Origin of the sequence: Burkholderia sp. IMCC1007 (assembly GCF_027257875.1) — a bacterium.
In the GTDB taxonomy this organism is placed as follows: domain Bacteria; phylum Pseudomonadota; class Gammaproteobacteria; order Burkholderiales; family Burkholderiaceae; genus Burkholderia.
Genome location: NZ_JAPVQY010000004.1, coordinates 153,877 through 179,299 on the forward strand (window position 1 = coordinate 153,877; position 25,423 = coordinate 179,299).

Here is a 25,423-nt window from a genome sequence, read left to right on the forward strand (position 1 = left end):
GGCTCCCCACCAGCCGATCGCGCGGCTGCGCGCCGCCGCATCGTCGAAAGACAGACGCAGCACGGCCAGCGAGTTCGGCACCAGCAGCGCCGCACCGGCGCCCTGGGCCAGCCGCCACGCGATCAGCGCGCCCAGCGACTGCGCGACGCCGCAACCGATCGACGCCAGCGTGAAATGCACATGGCCCGCGATGAACGCGCGCTTCGCGCCGAACCGGTCGCCAAGCGCGCCCGCCATCAGCAATGACGACGCGAACACGAGCGCATACGCATTGACGACCCATTGCAGGTCCGTGATGCCGGCACGAAATGCGGCACGCAGCGCATCCAGCGCGACGTTGACGACACTGACGTCGATCAGCACGACGACGAAGCCGAGGCAGGCGGCAATCTGAATCAGAGCGGAACGGGATTTCGGCAGCGTGGACATCGGCGCCCCTTCGAATTGGCAAGGTCGCAGCGTAGAGGATCGTCGTCTGTGCGAATATTCCGCAAAACCGCACAGCAAACCGGAGAAAACGCACCGATGTTCGATTGGGAAAACCTTCGTTTCTTCGTGGCTGTCGCGCAGTCCGGCAGTCTGTCGGCCGCCGCCAGGCAGTTGAAGGTCGACCACGCGACCGTCAGCCGTCGCCTGAGCGCGCTCGAAGCCGAGCTGAAGATGCGCGTCGTCGACCGATTGCCGCGCGCCTGCGTGCCGACCGCGGCCGGCAGGCAGATTCTCGAACTCGCCGCGAACATGGAGGAAAGCGCATTCGCCATCGAGCGGCTCGCATTCGCCGCGCAATCGCCGATGCAGGGCACGGTCACGATCAGCGTCCCGCCGGTTCTCGCCAGCAACTTCTTCGCGAATCATCTGCATGAATTCGCGCGATTGCACCCGGGCATCCGGCTGGCCCTCGCCAGCCACGCACAAACAGGCCTGCACGGCGGCAAGCTGAACGACGAGCCGGCCGATCCGTCATCGGGAGAACCATGGAGACGGACCGGTCGATATCGCCCATCGGCGGAATCGATCGCAGCGACGCGGGTCGCGTCCGCCGCCCCGGCTAGTGCGTAACCGCGTCCGCCTGCCGCACGGCCGCCATGTGATCGGCCGCGACATAGCCGAACGTCATCGCCGGCCCGATCGTCGAGCCGGGGCCCGGATAGGTCTTGCCCATCACGGCCGCCGACGTATTGCCGAGCGCGTAGAGCCCGTCGATCACCGAGCCGTCGGGCCGCAGCACGCGCGCATGCGCATCGGTGCGCAATCCGCCCTTCGTGCCGATCTCGCCGGGATCGATCCGCAACGCATAGAACGGTGCACGCTCGATCGGCCCGAGGCACGGATTCGGCTTCGACGACGCATCGCCGTAGTAGCGATCGAACAGGTTGCCGCCCTTGCCGAATTCGGTGTCGATGCCTGTCTTCGCAAAGCCGTTCATCTGCTCGACCGTCTGCGCGAGCCCCTGCGCATCGACGCCGATCTTCGCGGCCAGCTCGGCCAGCGTGCCCGCGCGATAGATGACCGAGTCCAGCCAGCCGGCCGGCATCTTGCTGTCGGGCTGCACGCTGCCCGGCAGCAATACGCCGCACGGATAGCGCTTTCGATATTCGGCATCGAAGATCAGCCACGCCGGCACGTTGGCACCGGTTTTCGCATGATCGGCATACATCGCGTGGATCACGTCCGGATACGGCGCCGATTCGTTGATGAAACGCCGCCCGAGCCGGTTGACCATCACGCAGCGCGGCGCCGAACGCTCGACGAAGAGCCCGCGCTGCTTCTCCTCGCCCGGCACGCGTACGGTCGGCACACCCCACACGAAGTCCATCAGCGCGACGTCGGCGCCGAGCGCGAGCCCCGCGCGGATGCCGTCGCCGGTGTTGATCGGCGGCGCCGCGCTCCATTCGGCGCGCGTCGGCTTCGGCAGGTACTGTTCGCGCATCGCCTGGTTCGCTTCGAAACCGCCACACGCGAGCACGACGCCGTGCGTCGCGCGGATGCCGAACGGCCGGCCGTCGTGCTCGACGATCACGCCGTCCACGCGCGTGCCGTCGGTATGCAGCGAGCGCATCGGCGTATCGAGCCACAACGCAATCCCGCGCTGCGCTAGCGCCGCGCGCAGGCTCCCGACGAGCGCGTTGCCGAGCGTCAGGCGCCGATCGCGCGGCGTGCGGCGGCGCCACCTGAAATCGGTCGCATAGCGCAGCATCAGGCGCGCGGCGAGCCGCAGCCAGCCGCGCTCCTTCGCGAGTATCGTATGCGCTTCGATCTGCGTCATCGCGATGCGCCCGCCGATCAGCGTGGCCGGCGACGGCGCGCGCAACGTGTCGAAATGCGCGCCGAGCCGCGCGGCATCGAACGCCGCCGGCTCCATCGTCCGGTAGCCGGGCTTGCCGCCCTTGCGATCCGGGTAGTAGTCGGGATAACGCGGCACCGCATTGAAGCGGGTGTGGGCGCGCTGCGCGAGATACGCGACCATCTTCGGGCCGTTCTCGAGATACGCATCGATCCGCTGCGCGTCGAAGTCCTCGCCCACCACGTCGCGCAAATACGCAATCGCTTCGTCATACGAATCGTTTCCGCCGAGTGCGGCGATCTGGTCGTTGCAGGGAATCCAGATGCCGCCGCCGGACACCGCCGTCGTGCCGCCGTAGACGCTGCTTTTCTCGACCACCAGGACCGACAGCCCGTGGTCGTGCGCGCGCAGCGCCGCCGTCATCGCGCCTGCGCCGGAGCCGACCACCACCACGTCGTACGTGGCGTCGCCGAGCGGATCGTATCGATCGTCGTGCATGATGGCCTCCCCGTCAGATCGTCGCGAGCCGGCTCGCGGCATCGGCCGGCACGTCGGCGAGCTGGCGCCACGCGCCGTGCTCGCCGCGGTATTCGTGCACCTCGACGCGCGCGTGCTGCGCGGGCAGCGCGGCCACGTCGGTATAGAACTGCTGATACCACTGGCGCAGCCGGTAGATCGGGCCGTCGCCTTCGCACAGCAGCGGATTGTCGACGCGCGTCTTGTGATCCCAGATCGCGACGTCCTCGCGGAATGCCGCCTGCGCGGCCTGCACGTAGCCGTCGACCATCGCGCGATTCTGTTCGTCCGTGAGCGCCGGATTCTTCTCGACCATCACGCCGAAGCGCAGCTCGAAGCTGTTCGTATCGATCGGCACGTGGCTGTTGAGCAGGATCGACCGGAGTGGCTGCCCCTGCGCTTCGCCCGTCATCAGCGTCACGTGGTACGCGGGGCCGAAGTACGCGGAGTCCGCCGTCAAACCGCCGCTGCCGGCGAGCCGCGTGCTGCCGCCGCGCAGCTTCTGGTACGCGACCGGGCCGTCGAACGTATTGCAGAAGTAATCGATCGGTGCGCCGTGCACGGGGCCGAAGTGCGCCATGTCGGACTGATTGTCGATCAGTTCGCGGCAATTCGTGCCGATCACCCATTTGACGATCGCCCAGGCGCTCCATCCATCGGAGAAGCAGGCGTCGATGCGCGGAATCTCCACTGCCGGATCGGGCGTGTTGCCTTCCGGATCGTTCCATACGAACAGCAGCCGGTTCTGCTCCATCACCGGCCATGACTTGATGCGCGCCTTCGGCGGGATCCGCTGCGAGTACGGAATCGCCGCGCAGGTGCCGTCGCCGGCCCACGACCAGCCGTGAAACGGACACACCAGCGCATTGCCTTCGACGCGCCCGCGCCCGAGGTCGGCGCCCATGTGCGGGCAATAGCCGTCGAGGATCCGCAACTGCCCGTCGTCGCCCTGGAACACCACCACGCGCGTGCCGAATATCGACAGGCCGTGCGCGCGGCCGTCGCGGTAGTCGTCGGCGAGGCCCAGGCAATGCCAGCCGCGCGCATAGCGCGCGTCGATCGGTGCGGCATGAATCCGGTGAACGGGATGCCGGCTGGCCGGCGCGAGTGTTTCGGTCATGGATCGTCTCCTTCCAGTCGAGCGGCGCAGCCCTGCATCCGTGTGGCGGACCTTGCCGGGAACACGTCGGGCAGGTCGATCCGCCCGATCGCTATGTCACAAACACATCGATTTGTGACGCTCATAATGGCACAAATTCCAATTTTGTGACAACGTGTGCGAGAATCCGGTGCTGACGCATTCGGTCGGCACATCGGGACGGGCCGCGCGACACACGGCATCGAGGAAGGGTATGGATCGGCAACTGCGCTGGGGCGACGCCAGCAGAATGGACAGCGTCGATGACGGGCGAAGCGCAATCCTGCGCGCGACGCTCGACGCGATGATCGAGCACGGGATCGACCGCCTGTCGATCGACGACGTCGCACGCCGCGCGAACATTTCGCGGCGCACGCTGTACCGGTATTTCGGTACGAAGAAGGCGCTGATCCAGGGCGTGATCGGCGTGCAGAACGCCGAGTTCTTCGACGAGATGCAGCGCGCGCTCATCGGCTTCGAGCACGATTTCGCGGCCTATTGCGAAGAGAGCGTGTGCTTCGCGGTGCGCTACCGCGATCGTCATCACGGCGGCTTTCACCACAACTACCTGGCCACGAGCCTGTCCACCGACGTGTTCGGCTATATCGTCGAGAACATCGCGCCGATGTGGCAACGCGTGCTGGAAAAACCGTATCGCGAATCCGTCGCCGCGCACGGCACACAGGCGGTGCCTGCGCTCGACGACATCATCGCGCTGATCAGCCGCATCGGGCTCGCATACTGCCTCGTGCCGGCCGACGAGCCGGCGATGCGCGCGCAGATGCGCATCCTGCTGACGTTCCCGCGCGAGGCGGCCGGCAAGCCGGTCGCCGCGCGGATGAAGGCAGCGCGCTGAACCGCAAGCACGCGCGCTGCCGCGCGACCCCTCTCAACTCACCCTGGATCACCCCATGACGACCTGCGGAGTTTCCGTCTCCGGCCGAACGCTCGATCGCGCCGACTTGCTGCTTCTCGTCGAAAGCGCGCCTGCACCGCTTCATCTGGAAGACTGCGACCTCGAAGGCGCGGACCTGTCGCGGCTCGACTTGCGCGGCGTGCGATTCGAGCGCTGCGCGCTCGCGGAAACGTCGTTCATCGGCGCCACGCTCGCGCAAACCACCTGGATACGCTGCCGCGCGCGCCAGGCGAGCTTCGCGTCCGTCGATCTCGAGGACGCGCAGTTCCAGTCGTGCGATCTCAACAACACGAGCTGGCGACGCAGCAAGCTCGGCTCGGTGCGCTTCGACGAATGCCGGCTGACCGGCGCCGATTTCGACGAATGCAAGACGCTCGGCATCGCGTTCTCGAATTCGCTGCTCGTCGGCGCGAACTTGCGGCGCTTTTCATTCCGGAAAACGCGCCTCGTCGCCCTCGATTTCTCCGACGCCGATCTCGCCGGCGCGGACTTTCGCGACGCCGTGTTCGAAGGCGGCAGCCTGCGCAACGCGCATCTGAACGACGTGCGGTTCGACGGCGCCGACCTGCGCGACGTCGAGCTGGAGGGCACGCCGAAGCTGCTCGCGTCGGGCGTGCTGCGCGGCGCGATCGTGTCGCACGATCAGGCCGCGATGCTGATCGAGAATTTCGGGATTCGGGTCATGTAACGCGTGCAACGCGCCGACTGCGCGCCGCGCGTAGCTTCGGCCGCAATCTCAGTCGCGGGCGGTGTCGCGCTCGGCCGCGTGGTAGTTGAGCCGCTCCGACAGATCGTCGGCCGCCTGCCGGACCTGGCCGACGAGGCCCTGGTCGATCATCGACTTCTCGAGGAACGGCCGCGCGACCGTCAGCGTGACGGCGGCGACGATCAGTCCGCTGCTGTCGCGCACCGGTGCACTGATCACCGAGATGCCGGGCTCGAACGACGATTCGCTGAGCGCGTAGCCATCCGCCGCGTACTTCTGCGCACGCGCATACACCTCCGCCGCGGTGCGCGGCGTGTGCGGCGTGTAGGTCGGCAGCATCGGCTCCGGAAACAGCGCGTCGAGTTCCGCCTGATCGAGATCGCCGAGCAGCACGTGGCCGTGCACCGACGCATGCGCGGGAATGCGCGTGCCGATGTTGACCTTGATCGCGCTCATCACCGAGTCGTGCGTCCACGCCTTCGCGACGAACACGACGTCGCGGCCGTCGCGCACCACCAGATGGCTCGCGAAGCCGGTCGTGTCGCGCAGACGCTCGATCACGGGCGTGGCGATGTCGGTCAGCGCGAGCGAGCTCAGGTAGTCGAAGCCGAGCTTCATCACGCGCGGGCCGAGCCGCACGTCGCGATCGCGGTTCGTGCGTTCGAGATAGCCGAGCGTCTGCAGCGTCTGCACGAGCCGCAGCGCCGTGGTGCGCGGCAGGCCGAGCCGTTGCGCGATCAGGTTCGGCGTGAGCACCGGCTCGCACGCGTTGAACAGTTCGAGGATCCGCAGGCCGCGCTCGAGCGCGGGAACGAGATAGGTGTCGTCGTCGGAAAGCGTGCCGGTGGTGTCGGGCGTATCTGGATTCATCGTGGCCTTGCGTCGTCAGTCCTGCACCGTCGACTTCAGCGGTTCGGGCGCGCTGCCGCCCGCGGCCGGCGGGTCGAGCTCGATGCGCTTGACCTCGCCGAGCAGGAACGTGTAGCACAGCGCGCCGATCACCGCGAACACGCTGATCAGCCCGAGCGCCCATCCGAACGAGCCCGTCTCGCGAACGATGAAGCCGATGGCGATGGGCGTAACGATACCAGACAGGTTGCCGACGAAGTTGACCGCGCCGCCCGTGATCCCGAGCATGCTGCGCGGCGCGATGTCGCCGATCAGCGACCACGATGCCGACGCGACGCCCTGCGCGAAGAACGCGAACGACATGATCGCGATCACGACCCAGTTGGTGTCGGTGAGCACCGCCAGCGACATCGTCGGCACGAGCAGCAGGCCGGTAATGATCGGCGTCTTGCGCGCGGTGCCGACGCTCGCGCCGCGTCGCAGCAGCCAGTCCGACAGCGTACCGCCCGCGAGCACGCCGATCGACGCGGCGATGAACGGGATCGACGCGGCGCCGCCCGCCTTCAGCACGGTCATGTGGCGCTCGCTGATCAGGTAGCTCGGGAACCACGTCAGGAAGAAATACAGCGACGACAGCGACGCGAACTTGCCCGCGCAGATCGCGATGATCTGCCGGTTGCCGAACACGATCGCGAGCTTGCGCCACGGGAACGGTTCGCCGCGCGCGGGCTTGCCGGTCTCGATCACCGCACCGCCGGTGTAGATGTGCTCGAGTTCCGCGTCGTTCGCCCACGCGCACTGTTCCGGGTCGCGATACAGCAGATACCAGACACCCGCCCACACGATGCCGACGAAGCCCGTCGCGAAGAAGATCTCGCGCCAGCCGTAGGTGCCCGCGATCCAGAACAGCACCGGCGTCAGCGCGGCCATGCCGACGTACTGGCCGACGAGATACACGCTGGTCGCGATGCCGCGTTCGCGCTGCGCGAACCAGATCGACACGACGCGATTGTTGATCGGAAAGGTCGGCGCTTCCGCGATGCCGACGCCCAGACGCAACCCGAACAGCGTCGCGAAGCGGCCCGCGAAGCCCTGCAGCAGCGTGAAGCTCGACCACGTCAGCAGCGCGAGCGCATACATGACGCGCGAGCCGAAGCGGTCGACGACCCAGCCGCCCGGCAGGTTGGCCAGCACGTAGGTCCACGCGTACGCGGAAAACAGCACGCCGATCGCGACCGGGTCGAGCCCGAACTCGTGCGTGAGCAGCGGCGCCGCGACCGACAGGTTCGCGCGATCGACGTAGTTGATGACCGTGCCGACGAACACGAGAAACAGCATCAGGAAGCGGACGCGGGTGGGTTTCCGGGAAGAAGTGGCTGGCATCGGGGTTGTCTCTCGCGTTGTTCTGGCCCATGTGCCCACATATGGACATTTTGACCATCTGAGCCGCGATGATCGCGCGGACAAAAGCGACGGTCAAGGAACGCCTAATTATTTTCCGCTTGATCCGCGTCAAAAACCGGTTCTATGATTTTTCCCACCTGATAACGAAACGACCACTGGTGGTCATTCTGCGAACCATTCGGTCGATCCGTCCGCCTTCTTCCCGGTCCTGACATATGAAAATCCTGCCTCGCACGTTACTGATCGCCGGATGCGGCGTCTCGCTCGTTTCGCTCGCGCACGCGCAAAGCAGCGCGGTCACCCTGTGGGGCCAGATCGACTCCGGGATCACCTACATCAGCAACAAGCGCGGCGGGACGTCATGGGGCACGGCTTCGGGGATCGGCTCGCCGACGCGCTGGGGCCTGCGCGGCAACGAGGATCTCGGCGGCGGCTATCGCGCGGTGTTCGCGCTGGAAAGCGGCTTCAACATCAACACGGGCACGCTGATCAAGACCGGCACGCTGTTCGACCGGCAGGCGTACGTCGGCCTCGACGGCCCGTTCGGCACGCTGACGTTCGGGCGCCAGTCCGACCTGATGGACGACGTCGCGATCCGCTATTCGAATGCGTTCTGGAATCGCAGCCTGTATTCGTTCCATGCGGGCAACCTGGACAGCCTGACCAACGGCTACCAGATCGAGAATGCGGCGAAATTTCGGAGCCCTGACTGGTACGGGATGCGCGTCGGCGCACTGTACGGCTTCACCGGATCGGACGCGACGGGCCACAGCGCGGGCGCGTATGCGACCTACGATCGCGGCCCGCTGTCGGTCGGCGTCACGTACATGACGACCAAGCGCCGCGTGCTCGACCTGTACAACTACTTCGGCTGGACGCGGTTCCTCGGCCAGACGCTGTCCGCGCAGACGAGCTTCCAGTCGAACGAGGTGAACAACCTGGGCATCGGGTTCACGTATCGGATCACGCAACCGTGGCAAGTCAACGTGCTGTATACGCGGACCGACATCAAGGGCGCGAGCACGGCCACGCACATGCAGAACGTCGACGCCGGCACGCTTTACCAGTTCACCGCGGCGGAAGCCGTCACGCTCGACTACACGTATTCGCGCATGGGCGGCATGCACTGGAATACGCTCGAGGCCGGCAACCTGTACGCGCTGTCGAAACGCACGCAGCTGCAGGCGACGCTGACATGGCAGCTCGCGTCGGGGAACGGCGCGACGGCGGCGACCTATCCGAACGGGCCGTCGTCGGGGCGCGCGCAGCTGCTCGCGCATGTGGGGATCACGCATTCGTTCTGAGCGTCGCGGATTGCGGCCGGGTGCCACGGACGACCCTCCGACGATCGTCGCTCCGTCACGATCGCATCCGCCGAACGACGATGCGATACGCGCGGACCGGCGCGTGCGCGAACGGCCGCTCCGCCGGCAGGCGTCGTCGCCCGTTCGCGCGTCATGGCAAGCCGACGCTAGTTCAGCGCCTTCTCCGGCTGCTTTCGGCTCGCCTGTGCGACTCGCCAGCGATACATGATGGCCAGCCCGATGAACCATGCGGGCATCACGCTCAGTGCTTCGGCAGTATCGCGCTCCAACGCAAGCAAGCAGACGATGAACGCGAAAAACGCTATGCAGGCCCACGCCATGAACCGGCCGCCCGGCATCTTGAACGCCGACGCGTCATGCAACTGCGGATCGCGACGCCGATAGCGCAAGTACGCGACGAGGATCATGACCCACACGAAGATATAGAGGATCGCTGAAACCGTCGTGAGCACGGTGAAGGCGCCCATCACCTCGGGCATGAAATACAGCACGGACAGTCCGGCGAGCATGCAGAAACACGAGAACAGCAGGCCGCGAACGGGCACCGACGCGCGCGAGAGCCGCATGAAATAGCCGGCCCCCTGCCCGTTGGCGGCAAGCCCGTAGAGCATCCGGCTCGTCGCGAACACGCCGCTGTTGGCAGCCGACATCGCCGATGAAATCACGACGAGGTTAATGACGCCGGCAGCGGCCGGGAACCCCGCGAGGACGAACAACTGCACGAACGGGCTTTTATCCGCGGCAATCTCCGACCATGACGACACGGAGATGATGCAGGACAGCGCCAGTACGTAGAAGAACAGGACCCGCAGCGGAACCGCATTGATCGCGCGCGGCAACGTCCGGGTCGGGTTCCGCGTTTCGGCTGCCGTCGTTCCGATCAACTCGATTCCGCCAAAGGAAAAGATCGCGATCTGGAAGCCGGCAAAGAAGCCCGACACGCCGAACGGAAAGACCGAACCGCGCTCGACCAGATGAAGCGCCGATGCCTGCACGCCGGTCGGCGCGACATAGCCGGTGCAGATCATGAAGGCGCCCGCGACGATCAGCGCGGTAATGGCGATGACCTTGACCAGCGCGAACCAGAACTCCAGCTCGCCGAATACGCGCACCGCGACCAGATTCAGGACGAGCAAGATCGTCAGCACGGCCAACGCCGGAATCCACAGCGGCAAATCGGGCAGCCAGAATCGAAGATAGCCGCCGATCACCGTGCAGTCCGCGATGGCCACGACGACCCACGTCATCCAGTACGACCAGCCGATGAAGTAGCCGGCCCACGGCCCGATGTAATGGCTACAGAAGTCCGAAAAGGATTTGAAGCGGAGATTGGCGAGCAGGATCTCTCCCATCGCTCTCATCGTGAAGAACAGGAAGAAGCCGATCGTCATGTACGTCAGGATGATCGACGTCCCGGACACGCTGATGGTCTTCCCGGAACCCATGAAGAGGCCCGTTCCGATCGCGCCGCCAATCGACATCAACTGAATGTGCCGATTACCGAGGCCGCGATGAAGACCGCCCTCGCCTTGCTTGCCAACATCAGACATAACACTCCACCTATCAATCGGAAACTGCGTCGAAAGTGACGGGACGATTCCTGCGCGCATCGACACATGCGCGAAGCAGCCGGGCTGCCGCACGGCCGTCGAGACGGCACGGAATCCGGTCACATGAAAATTTCCAAGCAGTCCTTTACAGTCTGGACCACAGGAATTCGCTGATATGAAGGCCCGCGAATCAGAATGCCGGCGCGACCTGCCGGCCAGCCGGCTTCGACGGGCGATCGCGCGCACTTCGAAGGCTTTGAGTGTTTGGTGGCGCGATGAAACGCGATATTTCACGCACGCATGGGCGTGTCCGTACGGGCGGGTCGATCATTGTTCGTCTCCAAGTTCGTTATTTTCTTCTGTATCCGGGTAAAGCCCTCGGCTTCACTCCGGGTTGCCGGCACATTCGCCGGATCTGCAATCGCTTCCGACCCACTGACGCGTCGCGGCGGCAACGGGTCGAAAGGTGTCCCGCCTGCCTCGATCATGACGAGGTGGGCGGGAAATCTGCTTACGTTGCCGTGCGTCGTTGCTGTCCGGCGTGACGCGCGATGACGCGCCGCGCGCGAAGCAGCACGGGCGCATCGACCATCACGTCGTCGACGGTCGTCGCGGCGCCTTCGCTCGCTTCCGATGCCGCAACGACGCGGCCGGCCCACGCCAGCTCGTCGTCCGTCACGTTGAACGCTGCGTCGACCGCGCCGATTTGCTTCGGATGGATGCACAGCTTCGCGGTGAAGCCGAAATCACGCGCGCGCGGCGCGTCGCACTCCGACGGCACAATCTCTTGTAAATTCACCGGCTCCGTCGCGGATTCGACCTTCGGCACCATCACCAGCGCCGGCTTCAACGCCTGGCACAGAGCGAGGTCCTCGCCCGACGCTGCGTCGCGCAAACCGTTGATCCGCGGACACAGCGCCACGCCCGTCTCGTGCGCGAGCGCCGACAGCGAAGTCCACGCCTCGGCGCGTGCGCGCCGTGCCGCAGGTTTGGCGGATGGCGCAACCGCATCTTCGAGATCGACGATCACCACGTCCGCACCGGAGCGAACCGCCTTCTCGAAACGTTCCGGACGGTCGCCCGGCACGAACAGGTAGGTCACGGCATCGTCATGTGTTGTCATCGTGTACCTCCGGTCAGATGGCGCCGGTCGCGCGCAGCGCATCGATCCTGGACCGGTCGAAGCCGAGCTCGGCCAGGATGCTGTCGGTGTGCTGGCCCACGGCCGGAATCGGGTCCATCCGCTGCGCAAAGGCGGTGCCGCCCGGCGGCAGGAGTGCCGGAACTTCCCCAACCGGAGAGTCGACCACGCGCCAGCGATTGCGAGCCTTGAGCTGCGGATGGTCCCACACGCCCTGCATATCGTTCACGCGCGCATTGGCGATATCCGCCGCGTCCAGCCTCGCGACCAGCTGATCGCTGTCCAGTGTGGCGAACATGGCATCGATGATGGCGCGTAGCTCGACGCGATGCTCGCTGCGGCTCGCATTCGTCGCGAAACGCGCGTCCGTCGCCACGTCCCTGGCCTCCAGGACGATCTCGCAGAACTTCGCCCATTCGCGCTCGTTTTGCAGCCCCAGCATCACCGTCTTGCCGTCGCCCGCGCGAAACGGCCCGTACGGGTAGATCGTCGCATGCGATGCGCCGGCGCGCGGCGGCGGCGCCGCGCCGTCGAATGCGTAGTACAACGGAAAGCTCATCCACTCCGCCATCGCCTCGAGCATCGACACGTCGATCCGGCAACCTTGCCCGGTTCTTCCTCGCTGGATCAGCGCGGCGAGGATGTTCGAATACGCGTACATGCCCGCGGCGATGTCCGCGATCGAGCAGCCGGCCTTGACCATCTCGTCGGGCGTGCCGGTCACCGACAGGAATCCGGCCTCCGCCTGAACGAGCAGGTCGTACGCCTTCTTCGTCGCATAAGGGCCGTCGTCTCCATAGCCGGAGATGTCGCATACGATCAGTCGCGGATAGCGCGCGTTCAGCGACGCGTAGTCGAGACCGATGCGCGCCGTCGCCCCCGGCGCGAGGTTCTGCACGAGCACATCCGCGTCGGCGAGCAGCGCGTGCAGGATGTCGTCGGCGTCCGCGTGCTTGGTGTTCAGCGTCAGGCTCTCCTTCGAACGGTTGGTCCACGCGAAGTGGGACGCGAGACCGTTCACCCGTTCGTCGTACGCGCGCGCGAAATCGCCGACGCCGGGCCGCTCGATCTTGATCACGCGCGCGCCGAGATCGGCGAGCTGCCGCGTGGCGAACGGAGCCGCGATGGCCTGCTCCAGCGAAACGATGGTGATGCCGGCAAGTGGGCCTGTCATGTGCTGTGTTCCTCTTCTGGTTCCAGTGCGAATGCGTCGCCGCGCCGGCCGTTACAGGCCGAGCCCCCGGGCGATGTGCAGCACGCGGTTCATTTCGTTGCAGACGATGGTGTAGCCCTCGTCGAAGCCCATCCCCGGCTTCGCCAGCATCTGGGTGACGCCGGTCGCCACGCCGACGTGAGTCGTCGCGCGCGCGGACAGGTCGGTCTCCGCGCACGTTCCGCCCAGCACGGGGCCGACACCGTGGCGATGACAGTCGAGGATCGCGTCGATCGAGTTGTGCAGCGAGCCCAGGTCGGGCGTCTTGATCTGGATCATGTCGGCCGCGCCGGCAGCGGCGAACAGATGAACGTCCTGCACCGTGTTGGCCCATTCGTCGGCGATGATCGCGACGCGACTGCCGCGCGCCTTCAACGCCTCGCGCAGTTTCGCCAGCGCGTCGATCTGGGCATCGCGGCCGCCGGCATCCAGCGGATGCTCGATGCGCAACGCATGCGGTCGGGCCGCCTGCTCGAGTCGCGCGATGATGTCGGCGGTCTTCTCGATCGAGCCGTTCGCGACCGTGCCGATCAGCCCGTAGACGTCGATGTGCAGGACCGGCTGGTAACCGGCCGCGGGGCGCAGTTGCGCGATGCGCTCGCGCAGCCAGTCGACGTACCGTTCCAGCGCGATGCCGCCTTCGCCGACCAGGTCGGGCGTGTTGATCAGGCCATGCGGCATGACCGGCACGCGCTTCAGGATCATCTTGTCGACGTTCGTGTAACGTTCGTCGCCGCACTGACCGTACACGGGCACCGCCGCGAGCGGCGCGTCGATCTTCCATTCGTCCCGGACGACCTGCGCCATCAGATGGTGACCGGCGATATGCGCGGCCGCATCGAGCAGCGCCTGCGACACCCCGTACGCGGTCGCGCGCTTCGCGTCGAACAGCCGGTCGACGATCGTCTCGACGGTGGCCGCCGCGTCGCGAAACGAGCGAACCTGCTGGCCGATCAGATGCGGCGCCAGTTCCCGCTCGATCTGGGCAGCCAGTTCCATGGCGTGAAAGCGCGGTTCGCGCCCGCCGACGCCCGTGTATTGCACGCTCGCGCAATCGCCCTTCGCGATATAGCCGTCGCTCAGCACGAGCAGCACCGAGACCGATTCGGACGGTTCGCGTACCGCGTTGAAACCCGGCGTGCGCGCCGTGCCGGTGTATGTCGCGCCATCGCGTCGTGCGCCCGCCTTGATCGCGGCCTGGTCGTCGAAGAAGAACGAGCCGACACCGGGGCTCGCGAACACTTTCTGAATGGTAATCAAGCGGAACACTCCAATCTCAGGAAATCGATACGAATGCGTGAACGGGGCGCGGTTCAGCCGGCCGACTGGCTGACGAGCCGAAGATGCATGTAGGCCAGCACGCCCTCGGTGCCGCCTTCGTAGCCGTAGCCGCTGTTGCCCAGCCCGCCGAGCGCCACGTCCGGCAGCGACGGCGCGGTCTGGTTGACGCCGATGTTCGATGCGTTCAGGCGGCGCACGAGGTCGTCCCGCACGCGAATCGAGTCGGTAAACACATACGCGGCGAACGCATACGGCGTCGCATTCGCGAGTTCGACGGCTTCGTCGAGCGAGTCGACGGCCTGCACGGTCGCGACGGGACCGAACGGTTCCTCGAGCAGGATCTCCGCGTCCCGCGACACCGATGACAACACCGTCGGTTCGACGAAATAGCCGGCGCGCTCCACCTTTCTGCCGCCCGTTTCGATCACCGCGCCCTTCGCGACGGCGTCGTCGATCAAATGCAGGAACGCCGCCACGCGGCCGCCGTGCGCGACCGGCCCGAGCGTCGCGTCGTCCGCCTCGCCGTGCCCGATCCGGTAGGTCTCGGCCTTCGCGACCAGCGCCTTGACGAATGCATCGTGTACGTTGCGGTGTACCAGGTAGCGCGTCGGCGCCACGCACGACTGACCGGCCGAGCCGAACTTCGCGGGCGCCGTGATCGCGACCACGCGGTCGACGTCCGCGTCGCGCCACACGATCACCGGCGCATGACCGCCGAGCTCGAGGATCGGACGGATCAGGTTCGGCGCAGCGAGCGCCGCCAGTTGCTTGCCCACCTGCGTGGAGCCGGTAAACGACACACCCTTCACGACCGGCGATGCCAGCAATTGCTGGCTGACGGCCACGGGATCGCCGTAGACCAGGTTGACCACGCCGTCGGGAAGACCGGCGTCCACCAGCGTCTGGACGATCGCCCGTGCGCTGTACGGCGTGAATTCGGATGCCTTCAGCACGACCGTGCAGCCGGCGGCCAGCGCGGCGCCGAGCTTGCGTCCGACCAGCACGGCCGGGAAGTTCCACGGCGTGATCGCGACGACGACGCCGAGCGGCGTCGGCACCGACACGCGCGTGCTGCCGTCGACGAGACCCTGGTGTACCTTGCCGGCAATACGGCCGGCTTCCTCGCCGTTCCATGCAAGCGTTTCGATCGTCCGCCGGATTTCGCCGATGGCGTCGGCGCGCGTCTTTCCGGACTCCATAAGAAGCCCGCGGGCGATCTCGTCGACGCGACCGGCCAGCAGCACTGCCGCCTGTTTCAGGATCGCGCCGCGCGCATGCCCGGGCATCGCGCTCCAGGCCGCGAACGCGCGGCTCGCGGCATCGAGCGCGGCCTGCACCTGGGCGCTGTCGGCGAGCGTCACGAGGCCGACGGCTTCGCCGGTACCGGGATCGATGTTGGGCTGCGCACCGGCGCGCCCCTCTTCCCAGCGGCCGTCGATGAAGAGATGAGCGTCAAGATTCAAGTCGGCCATGGCCGTCTCCTGCAAGTGGGGTTTGAGAGGGATCATCGGCGCGTCACGCCGCGCATTGCCTGCCGCGAATCATGTCCGCGGCCTTTTCGGCGATCATCAGCGTCGCCGCGTAGGTGTTGCCGGAGGTGATCCTCGGCATGATTGACGCATCGACGACCCGCAGGTTTTCCAAACCGTGCACCCGCAACGCGCTGTCGACCACCGCCATCGGATCGGATTGCGGGCCCATGCGGGCCGTGCCCACCAGATGAAAACCCGTCGAGCCGTGGTGGCGGCAGAAATCGAGCATCTGCTCGTCGGTCTTCACCGCATCGCCCGGAACGGTTTCCTCGAGCAGATATTTCGCGAGCGTCGGCGAATGGAGCAGCCCGCGGATGATCTTCATGCCGGCGACCATCACCTCCTGATCGCCCGGATGCGACAGATAGTTCGGCTGAATGACGGGATCCTCGAACACGTCGGTCGAGCGCGCATGCACGTAGCCGACGCTCGCGGGCCGGTGCTGCCACCACCCGCCGGTCACGCCCGGATAGTCGTCGAGCACGTAGTGCTTGCCCTCGCGGTAGCTGCCCGGCACGAACACGCACTGCAGATCCGGCGTGTCGACATCGGGCTTCGACTTGCAGAACAGATGCGCCTGCGACGGCGTGAGCGTCAGCACGCTCGGCTTCTTGAGCAGCCAGCGCATCACCTGCCACGCGAGGCGCGGGCCGCGCGCCATTTCGTTCAGCGTCGTCGTGCCGGGGCGCGCGCGCATCACCAGGCGCGCCGAATAGTGATCGCCGAGATTCTCGCCCACGCCGGGCAACGCATGGATCACGTCGACGCCCAGCGTTGCCAGCAGGTTCGCCGGGCCGACGCCGGAGATCTGCAGCAGCCGCGCCGTGTTCACGGTGCCCGCCGACACGATCACCTCGCGACGCGCGCGGACCACGGTTTCGTCGCCGCCCGGCCGCCGGACGAACCCGACACCGACGGCGCGCTTGCCGTCGAAGACGACGCGCCGCGCCCGCACGCCGGCGATCAGTTCGACATTGCCGCGCTTGAGGGCCGGCGCCAGGAACGCCATCGACGCACTCACGCGAAACCGGTTCTCGATGGTGCGCTGGAAGTAGCCGACGCCTTCCTGATCGCCCGAGTTGTAGTCGGAATTGCGCTTGTGTCCGGCGGCGACTGCCGCATCGATGAACGTTTCGGATACCGGATGAAACCAGTCCATCGGCGTGACCGGAATCGCGCCCGAGCGTCCGCGAATGCCGTCGCCGTCGGCGCTCATGAACCGCTCGAAGCGTGCGAAATACGGCAGCACGTCGCGATAGCCCCAGCCCGGGTTGCCGTCCGCAGCCCAGCTGTCGAAATCGCCGGGCTGGCCCCGGACGATCATCATCCCGTTGATCGAGCTCGACCCGCCGACGACGCGCCCTTGCGTCGTCGAGATCCGCCGCCCGCCGCTACCCGCCGACGGCTCGGTCTTGAATTGCCACGTGATCTGCGGCTGCGTGAGCGTCTTGACGAAGCCGGACGGAATCCGGATGTACGGACGCGCATCGCTCGATCCGGCTTCCAGCACGCAGACCGTCACCGCCGGATCCTCGGACAGTCGCGCCGCCAGGACCGATCCTGCCGATCCGGCGCCGACGATCACATAGTCGTAGGTTTGGGCGTTCTCATTCGTTGCGCTCACGCTTCGCTCCTCTCGCTGCTTGCTGTTTCATCGCTCCGGACGTGCCGTCGGCCCGGAGGCCAATGACGCGTGCCGACCCCGCCAACGGGAGTGGACGAATGGTAGGGAGCGGCTTTAAATAAAAAAAGCGATTTACATGCACCGTCAGATGCAAGACTTTCATCTATCGAGCGATTCGAGGGAAACCCTGACAGGCGCGTGGCGTTGCGGAATCTGGATTTGACGGCCGTAGCGGGCGTGTGCTCGACTCCCGCTGCCCATTGCCATCCCGCGCGTCATCATGCAATGATTCGATTTATCGAAACCACAGATTCATATTTTTCACTGAAGACAATGCGATGTCGCTGAGTGCATACGAGATTTTCGTCGCGATCGCGGAACGGGGCAGCTTCGCCGCGGCCGCGCATCAGTTGAACCTGTCGCCGTCCGCGGTGAGTCATGCGCTGGCCGCGTTCGAGCAGGATCTCGGCTTCACGCTATTCCGCCGAAACCGCAGCGGCGTGCGCTTGACGGCCGGCGGCGAAGCGCTGCTGCCTGCCGTGCGCGAAGTGCTCCAGAGCAACGAGAAGCTCGAGCAGCAGGCGTCGAAGCTGCTCGGGCTCGAATCGGGCACGGTGCGCATCGGCGCGTTCAGTAGCGTGAGCGTCGCGTGGTTGCCGAAGATCATCCGGTCGTTCGCGGACCTCTACCCGAACATCGAGGTCGTCATCGAGCAAGGCGGGTACGACGACGTCGCCGAATGGATCGTCAAGAGCCAGGTCGACCTCGGTTTCATCACGCTGCCGGCGGCGCCCGGGCTCGACGTGACGCCGCTCTACGCGGATCCGCTCGTCTGCATCGCACCGGCCGGCTTCGTGCCGAAGAGCCGGGCCTACATGACGGTCGCCGAGCTGGCCGAGCATCCGGTCGTGCTGCAGGGAGAAGGCTACGGCAAGGAAACGCAGCAATTGCTGGCGAGCCACAAGGTCTCGGTCAAGTCCCGCGCGCGCGCCATCGACGACGCGGCCATCATCGCGATCGTCGAAAGCGGGCTGGGAATCAGCGTGGTGCCCGAGCTCGCGCTGCTCAACTACCGGAGCGCCGTGCAGGCGTTTCCGTTCTACCCGGCGCAAAGCCGGGCGATCGCCGTCGCGTCGCTCGGCCGGGACGGCCTCGCCCCGGCCGCCAAGGCGATGCACGAACACATCGTCGAGGCCGTCGCGTCGTGGTCGAAGCACGACGACAGCGCTCGGCACTGAGCCGGTCGGCCCGCCGGCGCGCTCAGTTCGTCTTGATCGACTGAAACCAGCGGCCGGGCGTTTCGCCGGTGATCTGCTTGAACACGCGCGACAGATGGCTCTGGCTCGCGAACCCGCAGGCGTCCGCAATCTGCGCCAGCGGCAGCCGGTCCGCCCTGAGCAGTTCCATCGCGCGCTCCGTGCGACGCGCCATCAGCCATCGATGCGGCGTTTCGCCGACCTCCTCCCGGAACGCGCGGGAAAAGTGCCGGGCGCTGAGCCCCGCGGCAGCCGACAGCGCGGCGAGATCGATCTCCTCGTGCAGATGCGCTTCGACGAAGTCGACGATGCGCTTGAGCCGCCACGACGGGAGTGCGACGTGCTTCATCGGGCGCTCGACGGCGCCGGCCAGTTGCAGCAGATGCGTGACGAGCGTCGTCAACGCGCCGTCCGCGAGCAGGCGGTCCGTGACGTGAGCAGCCGCCGTTCCGTCCCACAGCCGCATCATCAGGTGCGGCAGGAACGCATCTTCCCAGGTCGCTTCCGCCAGCGCGGTTCCGGAAGCCGGCGCGCTCGTCGTCGTCGCGTTCCCGAAGGTGCGCGGCGCGACCGGTTTCCCGGCACGCGTGTTCGCGATCGCCCCGGCCTGATCGCGCCGCTTCGACGTTCAACCCGGCTCATCAGCCTTCGTGAAGGGAACCATCATGTCAACTGACTCGTTTGGCTACAAGCAAGAGCTGCAGCGCAGTCTGACGCTTGCGGATCTGGTGATCTACGGGATCGTGTTCATGATCCCGATCGCGCCGTTCGCCATCTACGGTTACGTGTCGGACGCGTCGGGCGGCATGGTGCCGCTCGCGTACATCATCGGGATGGTCGCGATGTTCTTCACCGCGCTCAGCTACAAGGTGCTGTCCGAGGACTTTCCGATCGCCGGCTCCGCGTATGCATACGCGCAACGCGGCATCGGCGACATGGCCGGATTCATCGCCGGCTGGATGCTCATCCTCGACTATCTGCTGATCCCTGCGCTCACCTACGTCGTCGCCGCAGCCGCGCTGTCGCAGCTGTTTCCCGTCATTCCTCGCTGGGTGTGGATCGCGATGTTTCTCGGCATCGGGACCGTGACGAACTACGTGGGCGTCCAGGCCACCGCGGCCGTCAACAGGTTCTTCATGTACACGCAGATGCTGGTGCTGATCGTGTTCTCGGCAGTCGGCCTCTACGCGCTCTATCACGGCGCGGGAGCCGGCCATCTCACGTACACGTCGGTCCGCTTGCTCAGGTTGTAGTCGGCGCCGACACTGACCATGTGATATTTCGCCGACGAGTCGCCGCCAGCATCGCGGTGGCATCGACGATGCTGCCTGCGCCGCTCGTGGCGAGCGTCTTGCCCTTCGCATATTGATACGCTTCGAGCAGATACCGTCCGGTGCGCTTCGACAACACGTAGTACTGCGACAGGTTGAACTGCTGATATTGCGCACTATCGGCGATGCCGTTCGCTTCGGTCGAACGCGTGTACGCATAGCCCGCACCGAAATCCCACACCGCCGCCGGCCTCCAGTGCAGCACCGCACGAGCGGATACACACGCCGCACGTCATGGCCGCACGGTAACGAAAACGCACGGCCGCCGTGCCGACGCGTGCGTCGAGGAAGCCGAGCCGTCGTTCCGAGGTGGGACGGCAGGCGGGACTTCCCTCCGCGCAACGCGACTATCACGGCGCGAGCGCCCCGCGCGAAGACACCGGCTCGAACGTGGCTTCGATGAACCGGATCACATCATCGAGCGACGACGTGCACGCGGCGCCCGGCGCGAGCTCCCGGAACGCGCCGTCCGGCCCGAAGCAAACGAGCGGCTTGCGCCAGCGCTGCGCCAGCGCGATCTCTTCGGCCGTCCCGTGGCCGCCGGGCAACGCGACGATCAGGTCGCTGCTCAGCACGTTCACGTAGTTGCGGTTGATCGTGTGCGGATCGGCACCCGGTTCGCGGCGCGGCAGCGGCGTGAGGATCGGGATCTCGACGAACGGATGCGGATAGCCGGCGAGCGGCACGAAGCCGGCGTGCAGATCGGCTTGCGTCGGCAGGATGCCGATCGAGCGCCCGATGCGCGTCGGCACGCCGGCGAACGCGCGCGCGACGGCGAGCATCACGCCCTGCCCGCCGCCCGTCAGCAGATTGAAGCCGGCCTGCGCGAGCCATGCGCCGAGCGGCTCCGAGTAGGCGAGCCACGGTTCCTTGCCCGAGCCCATCACGCCGATCGTCAGGTTGTCGCGTTGCATCGTGAATTCCGGTGGAGATGGTTGGTGAGTATTCGGCGGCGCCGGCGCGCTGCATCGCGCCCGGCTGCCGATGCCGCTATTCGAGTTCGACGCCCTTGAGCTCGGGAATCAGGAACAGCGTCGCGACCATGTCGAGCACGTAGAGGCCGGCGAGCAGCGCGATCGCCGTCTGGAACGAGTAGTGCGCGGCCAGCGCGCCGACCGCGACCGGCCCGAACCCGCCGATCGCGCGGCCGATGTTCCACAGCACGTTCTGCGCGGTCGCGCGCGCGGCTGTCGGATAACCTTCGGACATCAACGTTCCGTATCCGCCGACCATCCCGTTGACGAACATCCCCATCAGCGCGCCGGCCCACAGCATCGTCGTCGGGTCGGACAGGCGCGCATACGCGATGACCGTCACGACCGCGCCGAGCTGGTACAGCAGGAACGTCGGCTTGCGCCCGATGCGATCGGCGAACTGCCCGAACACCCACACGCCAATCATCATCCCGATCACGGTCACCGCCGTCCACAGCCCCGACTTCGTCAGCGAGAAGCCCATCTGCTTCGACAGGAAGGTCGGCAGCCAGATCATGATCCCGTAGTAGCCGAAGTTCTGGACCGCACAGAGAATCACGATGCCAACGCTCGTGCGCGTGGTGCGGCCGTCGGCGACCAGCATCCGGAACGTGTTGACGCGCGGCTGCGTCGCGCGCTGCACGAACACCTCGGGCTCGTGCAGCCGGTTGCGCAGCACCCATGCCAGCAGCGCGGGCAGCACGCCGACCACGAACATCCCGCGCCAGCCGATATGGAGCAGCAGAAACGGCGTCAACAGCGCGGCGAGCAGCACGCCGGCCTGCCAGCCGAGCGCGACGTAGCACGACACGCGCGCCCGCTTGGTCGCCGGCCACGCTTCCGCGGCGAGCGCCATGCCGATCCCGAACTCGCCGCCGAGGCCGATGCCGGCGATGGTCCGGTAGACGAGCAGATCGCGGAAGCCCTGCGCGAACGCGCACAGGCCGGTGAAGATCGCGAACAGCAGGATCGTCCAGGTCAGCACGCGCACGCGTCCGTACCGATCGCTCAGGGTGCCGAACAGAATGCCGCCGGCAACCGCGCCGATCAGCGTCCACGTAACCAGCGCGCCGCCCTGCCCGGGCGTCAGCTGCAGCGCCGCGGTGATCGCGGGCAGCATGAAGCCGAGAATCAGCAGGTCGAAGCCGTCCATCGCATAGCCGATCGCCGAGCCGGCCAGCGCCTTCCACGCGTACGACCCGACCTGTTCCCCGCGCGGCGCCGCCGGATCGCCGAGCGCCGAAGATTTCATGTTTGCTGCCATGGTGTTGTGCCGGAAATGTCCGGGCGACATTCTAAAGCCAGATACGGCGCATGACGGGCCGGTAAACGGGCGCGCGCGGAAAAGCACCGCGTCCCGCTTTCCGAAGCGGGACGCGGGACGCGAAAAGTAATCGGTTTGAAAAATGAAACGGGCGATGCCGCGCGGGGGCGGGACATCGAAAGGACGGGGCGGCGACGCGTGGCCGGCATTGCGCCGGCGCGTATCAAGCGGCGCCGTGCTGGATCAGCCCTGGTCGTCCCCGGGCCACCAGGTCTTGGCCTCGCGGTCGACGAGCAGCGTGTCGAGATCCTTGCCTTCGAGCCATTTCGGCCTCGGGCCGCGGCCCGACCACGAGCGCCCCGTCGTCGGGTCGTAGTACTTGGCCGGCGACTTGCGCTTTCGCTGAACGATGTAGCCGAGGGCACTCAGCACTTCCTGCTGCGAGATGCCCAATAGCTGGACCTGTTCCTTGAATGCCGCGAGCGCGGCCTGCTTCTCCTTCTGCTTCGCTTCCGACAGCTTGATGTTCAGGTCCCGAAGTTGTGCTTCGAGTTCCTGCAGGGCCTGGGTCATGTACTCATCCTCTTTGGGCATGTTTTTATTCAAAAAACGTCCGATGGCTGAACCTATCACGAAGTTCCGCCAATCAGTGTTGCAATATGTGAATCGTTTGCCTGAAATCCGCAAGGCTTTCGAAGATTGCCGAAGGCAAATGCGAGCATCGAAAGCCGCACCGATTCGGCACGCAACACCCGGTGCACCGCGCGCGAACGTGCGGCGAACCGTGGCGGCGACCTCCTCACCGCCGGGCGCCGCACCCTGCGCAGGCGCGGCATGGCGCGAATGATAGCAGCGCGCAAGCGCCGTGTTCGAAGACTTTTTCGATCGGCCCGCGCCCGTGCGGATGAACGGCAAGCGCCGACGCGCGCACGACGATTTACGTGCCCGGGCAGTGCGTGTCCCATATTATCCGATCGAACAGTGCCTGCAGCTTCGCGCCGCGCGCGGGGTTCAGCGCGGCGGCGTGCGCGACCCGCCCGGCCAGGTGGGCGCGGAAGTCCGCGTGGGCCGCACGATTCTGCGATGCGGGCCCGTGACGCATGCAATTGGTCAGGATAGCTTTCAGAAGATCGAACTCGTCGCGCGCGAGGTTCGGGTGACGGTTGACGACGACGCCGGCCAGCTGCTGCCGCATGCCACGCCGCATCACGCGCGTCTTGCGCAGCTGCAGCGAGAAGCCTTCGTCGAGCGCGATCGCGGCGACCCGCAGCGCCAGCCGTTCGGCGTCGCGCGCGAGCACGCCGCCGCCCGAGAACGCGAGATCGTCCGCATAGCGCGTATAGGTCGCGCCGAGCGAACGCGCGAGCGCCGCGAGCCGCATGTCGAGGCGAAACGCGCACAGGTTCGCCAGCGCCGGCGACGTGGGCGCGCCCTGCGGCAGATGCCGGTAACGGTAGCGCTGGCGCGCGGTCCAGTCGAGCCGGTCGCGCAGGTCGGGCGCGAGCAGCCGCGCCGACGGCACGCGGTTGGTGCACAGCGCGGTCAGCGTCCGCGCGACTTCGATCGGATAGCCGAGCGTGTCGAACAGCGCATGCACCCGCGCCGCCCGCACCGATACGAAGAAATCCGCGAGATCGAAACGCACGACGACGTCGCGATCCGCATGCGGGGCGGCGAACGACACGATCCCGCGCGCCTTGCGAAAACCGTGCGCCGCGTCGTGCGGCGGAATGCGATCGAGCAGCCCGTGCAGGATGCGCCGCTGCGCTTCGCGCAGCCGGCCCTTCGGTATTTCGATCAGCCGGCAGCCGCCGCTGCGCTTGTCGTAGCCCGTGTACGTGTAGTGATGCAGCGGCGTATCGGCGCTACGCGCGTCGACGCGCCAGCGGTCGGACAGCCAGTCGAGCTCGGCCGCGCTCACGCCGAGCCACGCCGCAAGATCGCCGCACGTCGGCCACGGCGGCACGTCGCATTCGGCAAGCCGACTCGGCAACTGCCGCTGCACCGGCGGGCGCCGCACCACGCGCATCACGACCGGCCGATGCGGGCCGTACCACGCGTTCAGGAACGCCGGCGCATCGGCCAGCATGTCGGCAAGCCGGTCGATATCGACGTCGGCCCATTGCGCGCCGAAGCGGGCCAGCGCGTCGCCCGCCACGTCGTGTGCCCAGGGCGGCGCGTCGCCGAGCACGGCCATGATCCGGTCGACGACGCCGCCGCGTTCCGGAGAACCGGCCAGCATCGCTTCGGCAAGCGTGCGCGCAGTGTCGAACAGGGACGTGTGCATGAGGAAGAAAGGGCGGAACGATGAGTCAACGTGACAGGTGCTGCGAGAGCTGTCTTGCGCAACGCGCAATCTGCGCTCTTGCGACGCTTCGGCGTGTCGGTCTCATCCACGGGGTAGCCCCGTAGTCCTGGAACATCGGCTGCCTGTTCCCGGGGTGTGCTTGACCCACCGCCCCGCGACGCGACTTTACTGGCCGCGCACGCGGGGTGTCAATGCGACGGACCGCGCGCCGCTCATGCGCGCCGGGAAAACAGCGCGCTGAACGCGATCGGCGTCACGCCGACGCCGGCCATGTTGTTCAGCATCGTCGCCCAGGTCGCGTCGTCGACGCGGACCGGAAACGATCGCACGCGATTCGCGAGCAGCCAGTAGGTGCGCGTCATGCCGTCGCTCATCGCGACTTCGTAGCCGCTGCCCTCGAGCCAGTAGCCGACCGGCGGCAACGTGACCGGCGTGAGGCGGCCGCCCCGGAACGCGGCGGCGGCCGTCGAGAACTTGCGATCGAGCGGCATGATCCGGCGCGGCACGCAATCCTGCGAATCGAGTCGGGGGAAGGCCGGGCTCGTGCCGAGCCATAGCGCATAGAACCGGTCGGCATCGATATGCACGACGTAGCGTTCCGTTTCGCCGGGCGTCGCGGCCAGATAGCAATCGGCCTGGCCGGGAACGGGCACGCGCCAGGTCGCACGCGTGGCGCTCAGGTCGATCAGCTCGCAGGCCTGCGGGCGCGGTTGAATGGGCGATGGTCGGCTGGCGTCGCGCAGGTCGCGCGCGCGATCGAGTCCGATACGAAGACGTGTCAGCATGGGCCCTCTCTTTCTCTCTTGATTTG

22 protein-coding genes and 2 pseudogenes are annotated in these 25,423 nt (G+C 66.6%); 6 read left to right on the plus strand and 18 right to left on the minus strand.

The features are described 5' to 3' along the window. Nucleotides 1-54: 54 nt before the first annotated feature. Nucleotides 55-363, minus strand: a pseudogene (locus O1Q03_RS06230) (MFS transporter); the annotation flags it as partial. Here O1Q03_RS06230 and O1Q03_RS06235 point away from each other — a divergent pair. Continuing rightward, on the plus strand, nt 283-1,059 hold the full coding sequence (locus tag O1Q03_RS06235) for a LysR family transcriptional regulator (RefSeq protein WP_269502227.1): 777 nt from the start codon (nt 283-285) through the stop codon (nt 1,057-1,059). The pseudogene O1Q03_RS06230 and the gene O1Q03_RS06235 sit on opposite strands and share 81 nt — an antisense overlap. Here the strand turns inward: O1Q03_RS06235 and O1Q03_RS06240 are convergent. Both O1Q03_RS06240 and O1Q03_RS06245 read right to left on the minus strand, forming a co-directional pair. Further along, a complete protein-coding gene (locus O1Q03_RS06240) occupies nt 1,049-2,782 on the minus strand; it encodes an FAD-dependent oxidoreductase (protein WP_269502228.1) in 1,734 nt (577 codons plus the stop codon). The genes O1Q03_RS06235 and O1Q03_RS06240 overlap by 11 nt on opposite strands. Before the next feature lie 13 nt (nt 2,783-2,795). Then, entirely contained in the window at nt 2,796-3,920 is a 1,125-nt protein-coding gene (locus tag O1Q03_RS06245; protein WP_269502229.1) for a Rieske 2Fe-2S domain-containing protein, read from the minus strand. A gap of 232 nt (nt 3,921-4,152) precedes the next feature. Here O1Q03_RS06245 and O1Q03_RS06250 point away from each other — a divergent pair, with 232 nt between their 5' ends. Beyond that, nucleotides 4,153-4,794 (plus strand): TetR/AcrR family transcriptional regulator, encoded by a 642-nt coding sequence (locus O1Q03_RS06250; RefSeq protein WP_269502230.1) that lies wholly within the window; start codon nt 4,153-4,155, stop codon nt 4,792-4,794. Between the two features lie 55 nt (nt 4,795-4,849). Then, on the plus strand, nt 4,850-5,542 hold the full coding sequence (locus O1Q03_RS06255) for a pentapeptide repeat-containing protein (protein ID WP_269502231.1): 693 nt from the start codon (nt 4,850-4,852) through the stop codon (nt 5,540-5,542). A 48-nt stretch (nt 5,543-5,590) separates the two neighbouring features. Here O1Q03_RS06255 and O1Q03_RS06260 read toward each other — a convergent pair whose 3' ends face one another. Further along, nucleotides 5,591-6,430 carry an IclR family transcriptional regulator gene (locus O1Q03_RS06260; protein WP_269502232.1) on the minus strand — a complete coding sequence of 280 codons (840 nt, stop codon included), beginning with the start codon at nt 6,428-6,430 and terminating at the stop codon, nt 5,591-5,593. A 15-nt stretch (nt 6,431-6,445) separates the two neighbouring features. Continuing rightward, the gene (locus O1Q03_RS06265; protein ID WP_269502233.1) at nt 6,446-7,792 is read right to left on the minus strand and encodes an MFS transporter; all 1,347 of its coding nucleotides are present in this window, start codon (nt 7,790-7,792) and stop codon (nt 6,446-6,448) included. A gap of 236 nt (nt 7,793-8,028) precedes the next feature. Here O1Q03_RS06265 and O1Q03_RS06270 point away from each other — a divergent pair, with 236 nt between their 5' ends. Beyond that, nucleotides 8,029-9,117, plus strand: a complete 1,089-nt coding sequence (locus O1Q03_RS06270; RefSeq protein ID WP_269502234.1) for a porin — start codon at nt 8,029-8,031, stop codon at nt 9,115-9,117. A gap of 167 nt (nt 9,118-9,284) precedes the next feature. Here the strand turns inward: O1Q03_RS06270 and O1Q03_RS06275 are convergent, their stop codons facing one another. The 6 genes from O1Q03_RS06275 to O1Q03_RS06300 all read right to left on the minus strand — a co-directional run bounded on the left by O1Q03_RS06275 (nt 9,285) and on the right by O1Q03_RS06300 (nt 17,479). Continuing rightward, a complete protein-coding gene (locus O1Q03_RS06275) occupies nt 9,285-10,688 on the minus strand; it encodes an amino acid permease (RefSeq protein ID WP_332112517.1) in 1,404 nt (467 codons plus the stop codon). A gap of 511 nt (nt 10,689-11,199) precedes the next feature. Beyond that, complete coding sequence (locus tag O1Q03_RS06280) at nt 11,200-11,811, minus strand: aldolase/citrate lyase family protein (protein ID WP_269502236.1); 612 nt, start codon at nt 11,809-11,811, stop codon at nt 11,200-11,202. A 13-nt stretch (nt 11,812-11,824) separates the two neighbouring features. Then, complete coding sequence (locus O1Q03_RS06285; protein ID WP_269502238.1) at nt 11,825-13,003, minus strand: CaiB/BaiF CoA transferase family protein; 1,179 nt, start codon at nt 13,001-13,003, stop codon at nt 11,825-11,827. A gap of 51 nt (nt 13,004-13,054) precedes the next feature. After that, complete coding sequence (locus O1Q03_RS06290; RefSeq protein WP_269502239.1) at nt 13,055-14,302, minus strand: methylaspartate ammonia-lyase; 1,248 nt, start codon at nt 14,300-14,302, stop codon at nt 13,055-13,057. Nucleotides 14,303-14,355: 53 nt separating this feature from the next. Next, nucleotides 14,356-15,795 (minus strand): aldehyde dehydrogenase family protein, encoded by a 1,440-nt coding sequence (locus tag O1Q03_RS06295; RefSeq protein ID WP_269502240.1) that lies wholly within the window; start codon nt 15,793-15,795, stop codon nt 14,356-14,358. A gap of 43 nt (nt 15,796-15,838) precedes the next feature. Continuing rightward, entirely contained in the window at nt 15,839-17,479 is a 1,641-nt protein-coding gene (locus O1Q03_RS06300; RefSeq protein WP_269502241.1) for a GMC family oxidoreductase, read from the minus strand. Between the two features lie 338 nt (nt 17,480-17,817). Between O1Q03_RS06300 and O1Q03_RS06305 the strand changes: the two genes are divergently transcribed. Next, nucleotides 17,818-18,717, plus strand: coding sequence for a LysR family transcriptional regulator (locus tag O1Q03_RS06305; protein WP_269502242.1), 900 nt, complete (start codon nt 17,818-17,820; stop codon nt 18,715-18,717). Nucleotides 18,718-18,739: 22 nt separating this feature from the next. On the opposite strand, the gene O1Q03_RS06310 is transcribed toward O1Q03_RS06305, so the two are convergent. Then, on the minus strand, nt 18,740-19,204 hold the full coding sequence (locus tag O1Q03_RS06310; protein WP_269502243.1) for a helix-turn-helix transcriptional regulator: 465 nt from the start codon (nt 19,202-19,204) through the stop codon (nt 18,740-18,742). Between the two features lie 280 nt (nt 19,205-19,484). Here O1Q03_RS06310 and O1Q03_RS06315 point away from each other — a divergent pair, with 280 nt between their 5' ends. After that, the gene (locus tag O1Q03_RS06315) at nt 19,485-19,988 is read left to right on the plus strand and encodes an APC family permease (protein ID WP_269502367.1); all 504 of its coding nucleotides are present in this window, start codon (nt 19,485-19,487) and stop codon (nt 19,986-19,988) included. A 46-nt stretch (nt 19,989-20,034) separates the two neighbouring features. On the opposite strand, the pseudogene O1Q03_RS06320 reads toward O1Q03_RS06315, so the two are convergent. The 6 genes and pseudogenes from O1Q03_RS06320 to O1Q03_RS06345 all read right to left on the minus strand — a co-directional run. Beyond that, nucleotides 20,035-20,283: pseudogene (locus O1Q03_RS06320) on the minus strand (porin); the annotation flags it as partial. Between the two features lie 133 nt (nt 20,284-20,416). Beyond that, a complete protein-coding gene (locus O1Q03_RS06325; RefSeq protein WP_269502245.1) occupies nt 20,417-20,980 on the minus strand; it encodes a DNA-binding protein in 564 nt (187 codons plus the stop codon). A 76-nt stretch (nt 20,981-21,056) separates the two neighbouring features. Then, a complete protein-coding gene (locus tag O1Q03_RS06330; RefSeq protein WP_269502247.1) occupies nt 21,057-22,304 on the minus strand; it encodes an MFS transporter in 1,248 nt (415 codons plus the stop codon). A gap of 243 nt (nt 22,305-22,547) precedes the next feature. Beyond that, complete coding sequence (locus tag O1Q03_RS06335; protein WP_269502248.1) at nt 22,548-22,877, minus strand: H-NS histone family protein; 330 nt, start codon at nt 22,875-22,877, stop codon at nt 22,548-22,550. A 364-nt stretch (nt 22,878-23,241) separates the two neighbouring features. Beyond that, a complete protein-coding gene (locus tag O1Q03_RS06340; RefSeq protein ID WP_269502249.1) occupies nt 23,242-24,591 on the minus strand; it encodes a reverse transcriptase family protein in 1,350 nt (449 codons plus the stop codon). Between the two features lie 233 nt (nt 24,592-24,824). Next, nucleotides 24,825-25,397, minus strand: coding sequence for a plasmid fertility inhibition factor family protein (locus O1Q03_RS06345; RefSeq protein ID WP_269502250.1), 573 nt, complete (start codon nt 25,395-25,397; stop codon nt 24,825-24,827). Nucleotides 25,398-25,423 lie beyond the last annotated feature (26 nt).

Coding starts and splice junctions, on each gene's coding strand:
- O1Q03_RS06245 (WP_269502229.1), bottom strand. CDS start 3,920: ATGACCGAAACACTCGCGCCGGCCAGCCGGCATCCCGTTCACCGGATT.
- O1Q03_RS06285 (WP_269502238.1), bottom strand. CDS start 13,003: ATGACAGGCCCACTTGCCGGCATCACCATCGTTTCGCTGGAGCAGGCC.
- O1Q03_RS06250 (WP_269502230.1), top strand. CDS start 4,153: ATGGATCGGCAACTGCGCTGGGGCGACGCCAGCAGAATGGACAGCGTC.
- O1Q03_RS06280 (WP_269502236.1), bottom strand. CDS start 11,811: ATGACAACACATGACGATGCCGTGACCTACCTGTTCGTGCCGGGCGAC.
- O1Q03_RS06345 (WP_269502250.1), bottom strand. CDS start 25,397: ATGCTGACACGTCTTCGTATCGGACTCGATCGCGCGCGCGACCTGCGC.
- O1Q03_RS06240 (WP_269502228.1), bottom strand. CDS start 2,782: ATGCACGACGATCGATACGATCCGCTCGGCGACGCCACGTACGACGTG.
- O1Q03_RS06325 (WP_269502245.1), bottom strand. CDS start 20,980: ATGCAACGCGACAACCTGACGATCGGCGTGATGGGCTCGGGCAAGGAA.
- O1Q03_RS06340 (WP_269502249.1), bottom strand. CDS start 24,591: ATGCACACGTCCCTGTTCGACACTGCGCGCACGCTTGCCGAAGCGATG.
- O1Q03_RS06310 (WP_269502243.1), bottom strand. CDS start 19,204: ATGATGCGGCTGTGGGACGGAACGGCGGCTGCTCACGTCACGGACCGC.
- O1Q03_RS06330 (WP_269502247.1), bottom strand. CDS start 22,304: ATGGCAGCAAACATGAAATCTTCGGCGCTCGGCGATCCGGCGGCGCCG.
- O1Q03_RS06275 (WP_332112517.1), bottom strand. CDS start 10,688: ATGTCTGATGTTGGCAAGCAAGGCGAGGGCGGTCTTCATCGCGGCCTC.
- O1Q03_RS06255 (WP_269502231.1), top strand. CDS start 4,850: ATGACGACCTGCGGAGTTTCCGTCTCCGGCCGAACGCTCGATCGCGCC.
- O1Q03_RS06305 (WP_269502242.1), top strand. CDS start 17,818: ATGTCGCTGAGTGCATACGAGATTTTCGTCGCGATCGCGGAACGGGGC.
- O1Q03_RS06270 (WP_269502234.1), top strand. CDS start 8,029: ATGAAAATCCTGCCTCGCACGTTACTGATCGCCGGATGCGGCGTCTCG.
- O1Q03_RS06295 (WP_269502240.1), bottom strand. CDS start 15,795: ATGGCCGACTTGAATCTTGACGCTCATCTCTTCATCGACGGCCGCTGG.
- O1Q03_RS06315 (WP_269502367.1), top strand. CDS start 19,485: ATGATCCCGATCGCGCCGTTCGCCATCTACGGTTACGTGTCGGACGCG.
- O1Q03_RS06265 (WP_269502233.1), bottom strand. CDS start 7,792: ATGCCAGCCACTTCTTCCCGGAAACCCACCCGCGTCCGCTTCCTGATG.
- O1Q03_RS06335 (WP_269502248.1), bottom strand. CDS start 22,877: ATGACCCAGGCCCTGCAGGAACTCGAAGCACAACTTCGGGACCTGAAC.
- O1Q03_RS06260 (WP_269502232.1), bottom strand. CDS start 6,430: ATGAATCCAGATACGCCCGACACCACCGGCACGCTTTCCGACGACGAC.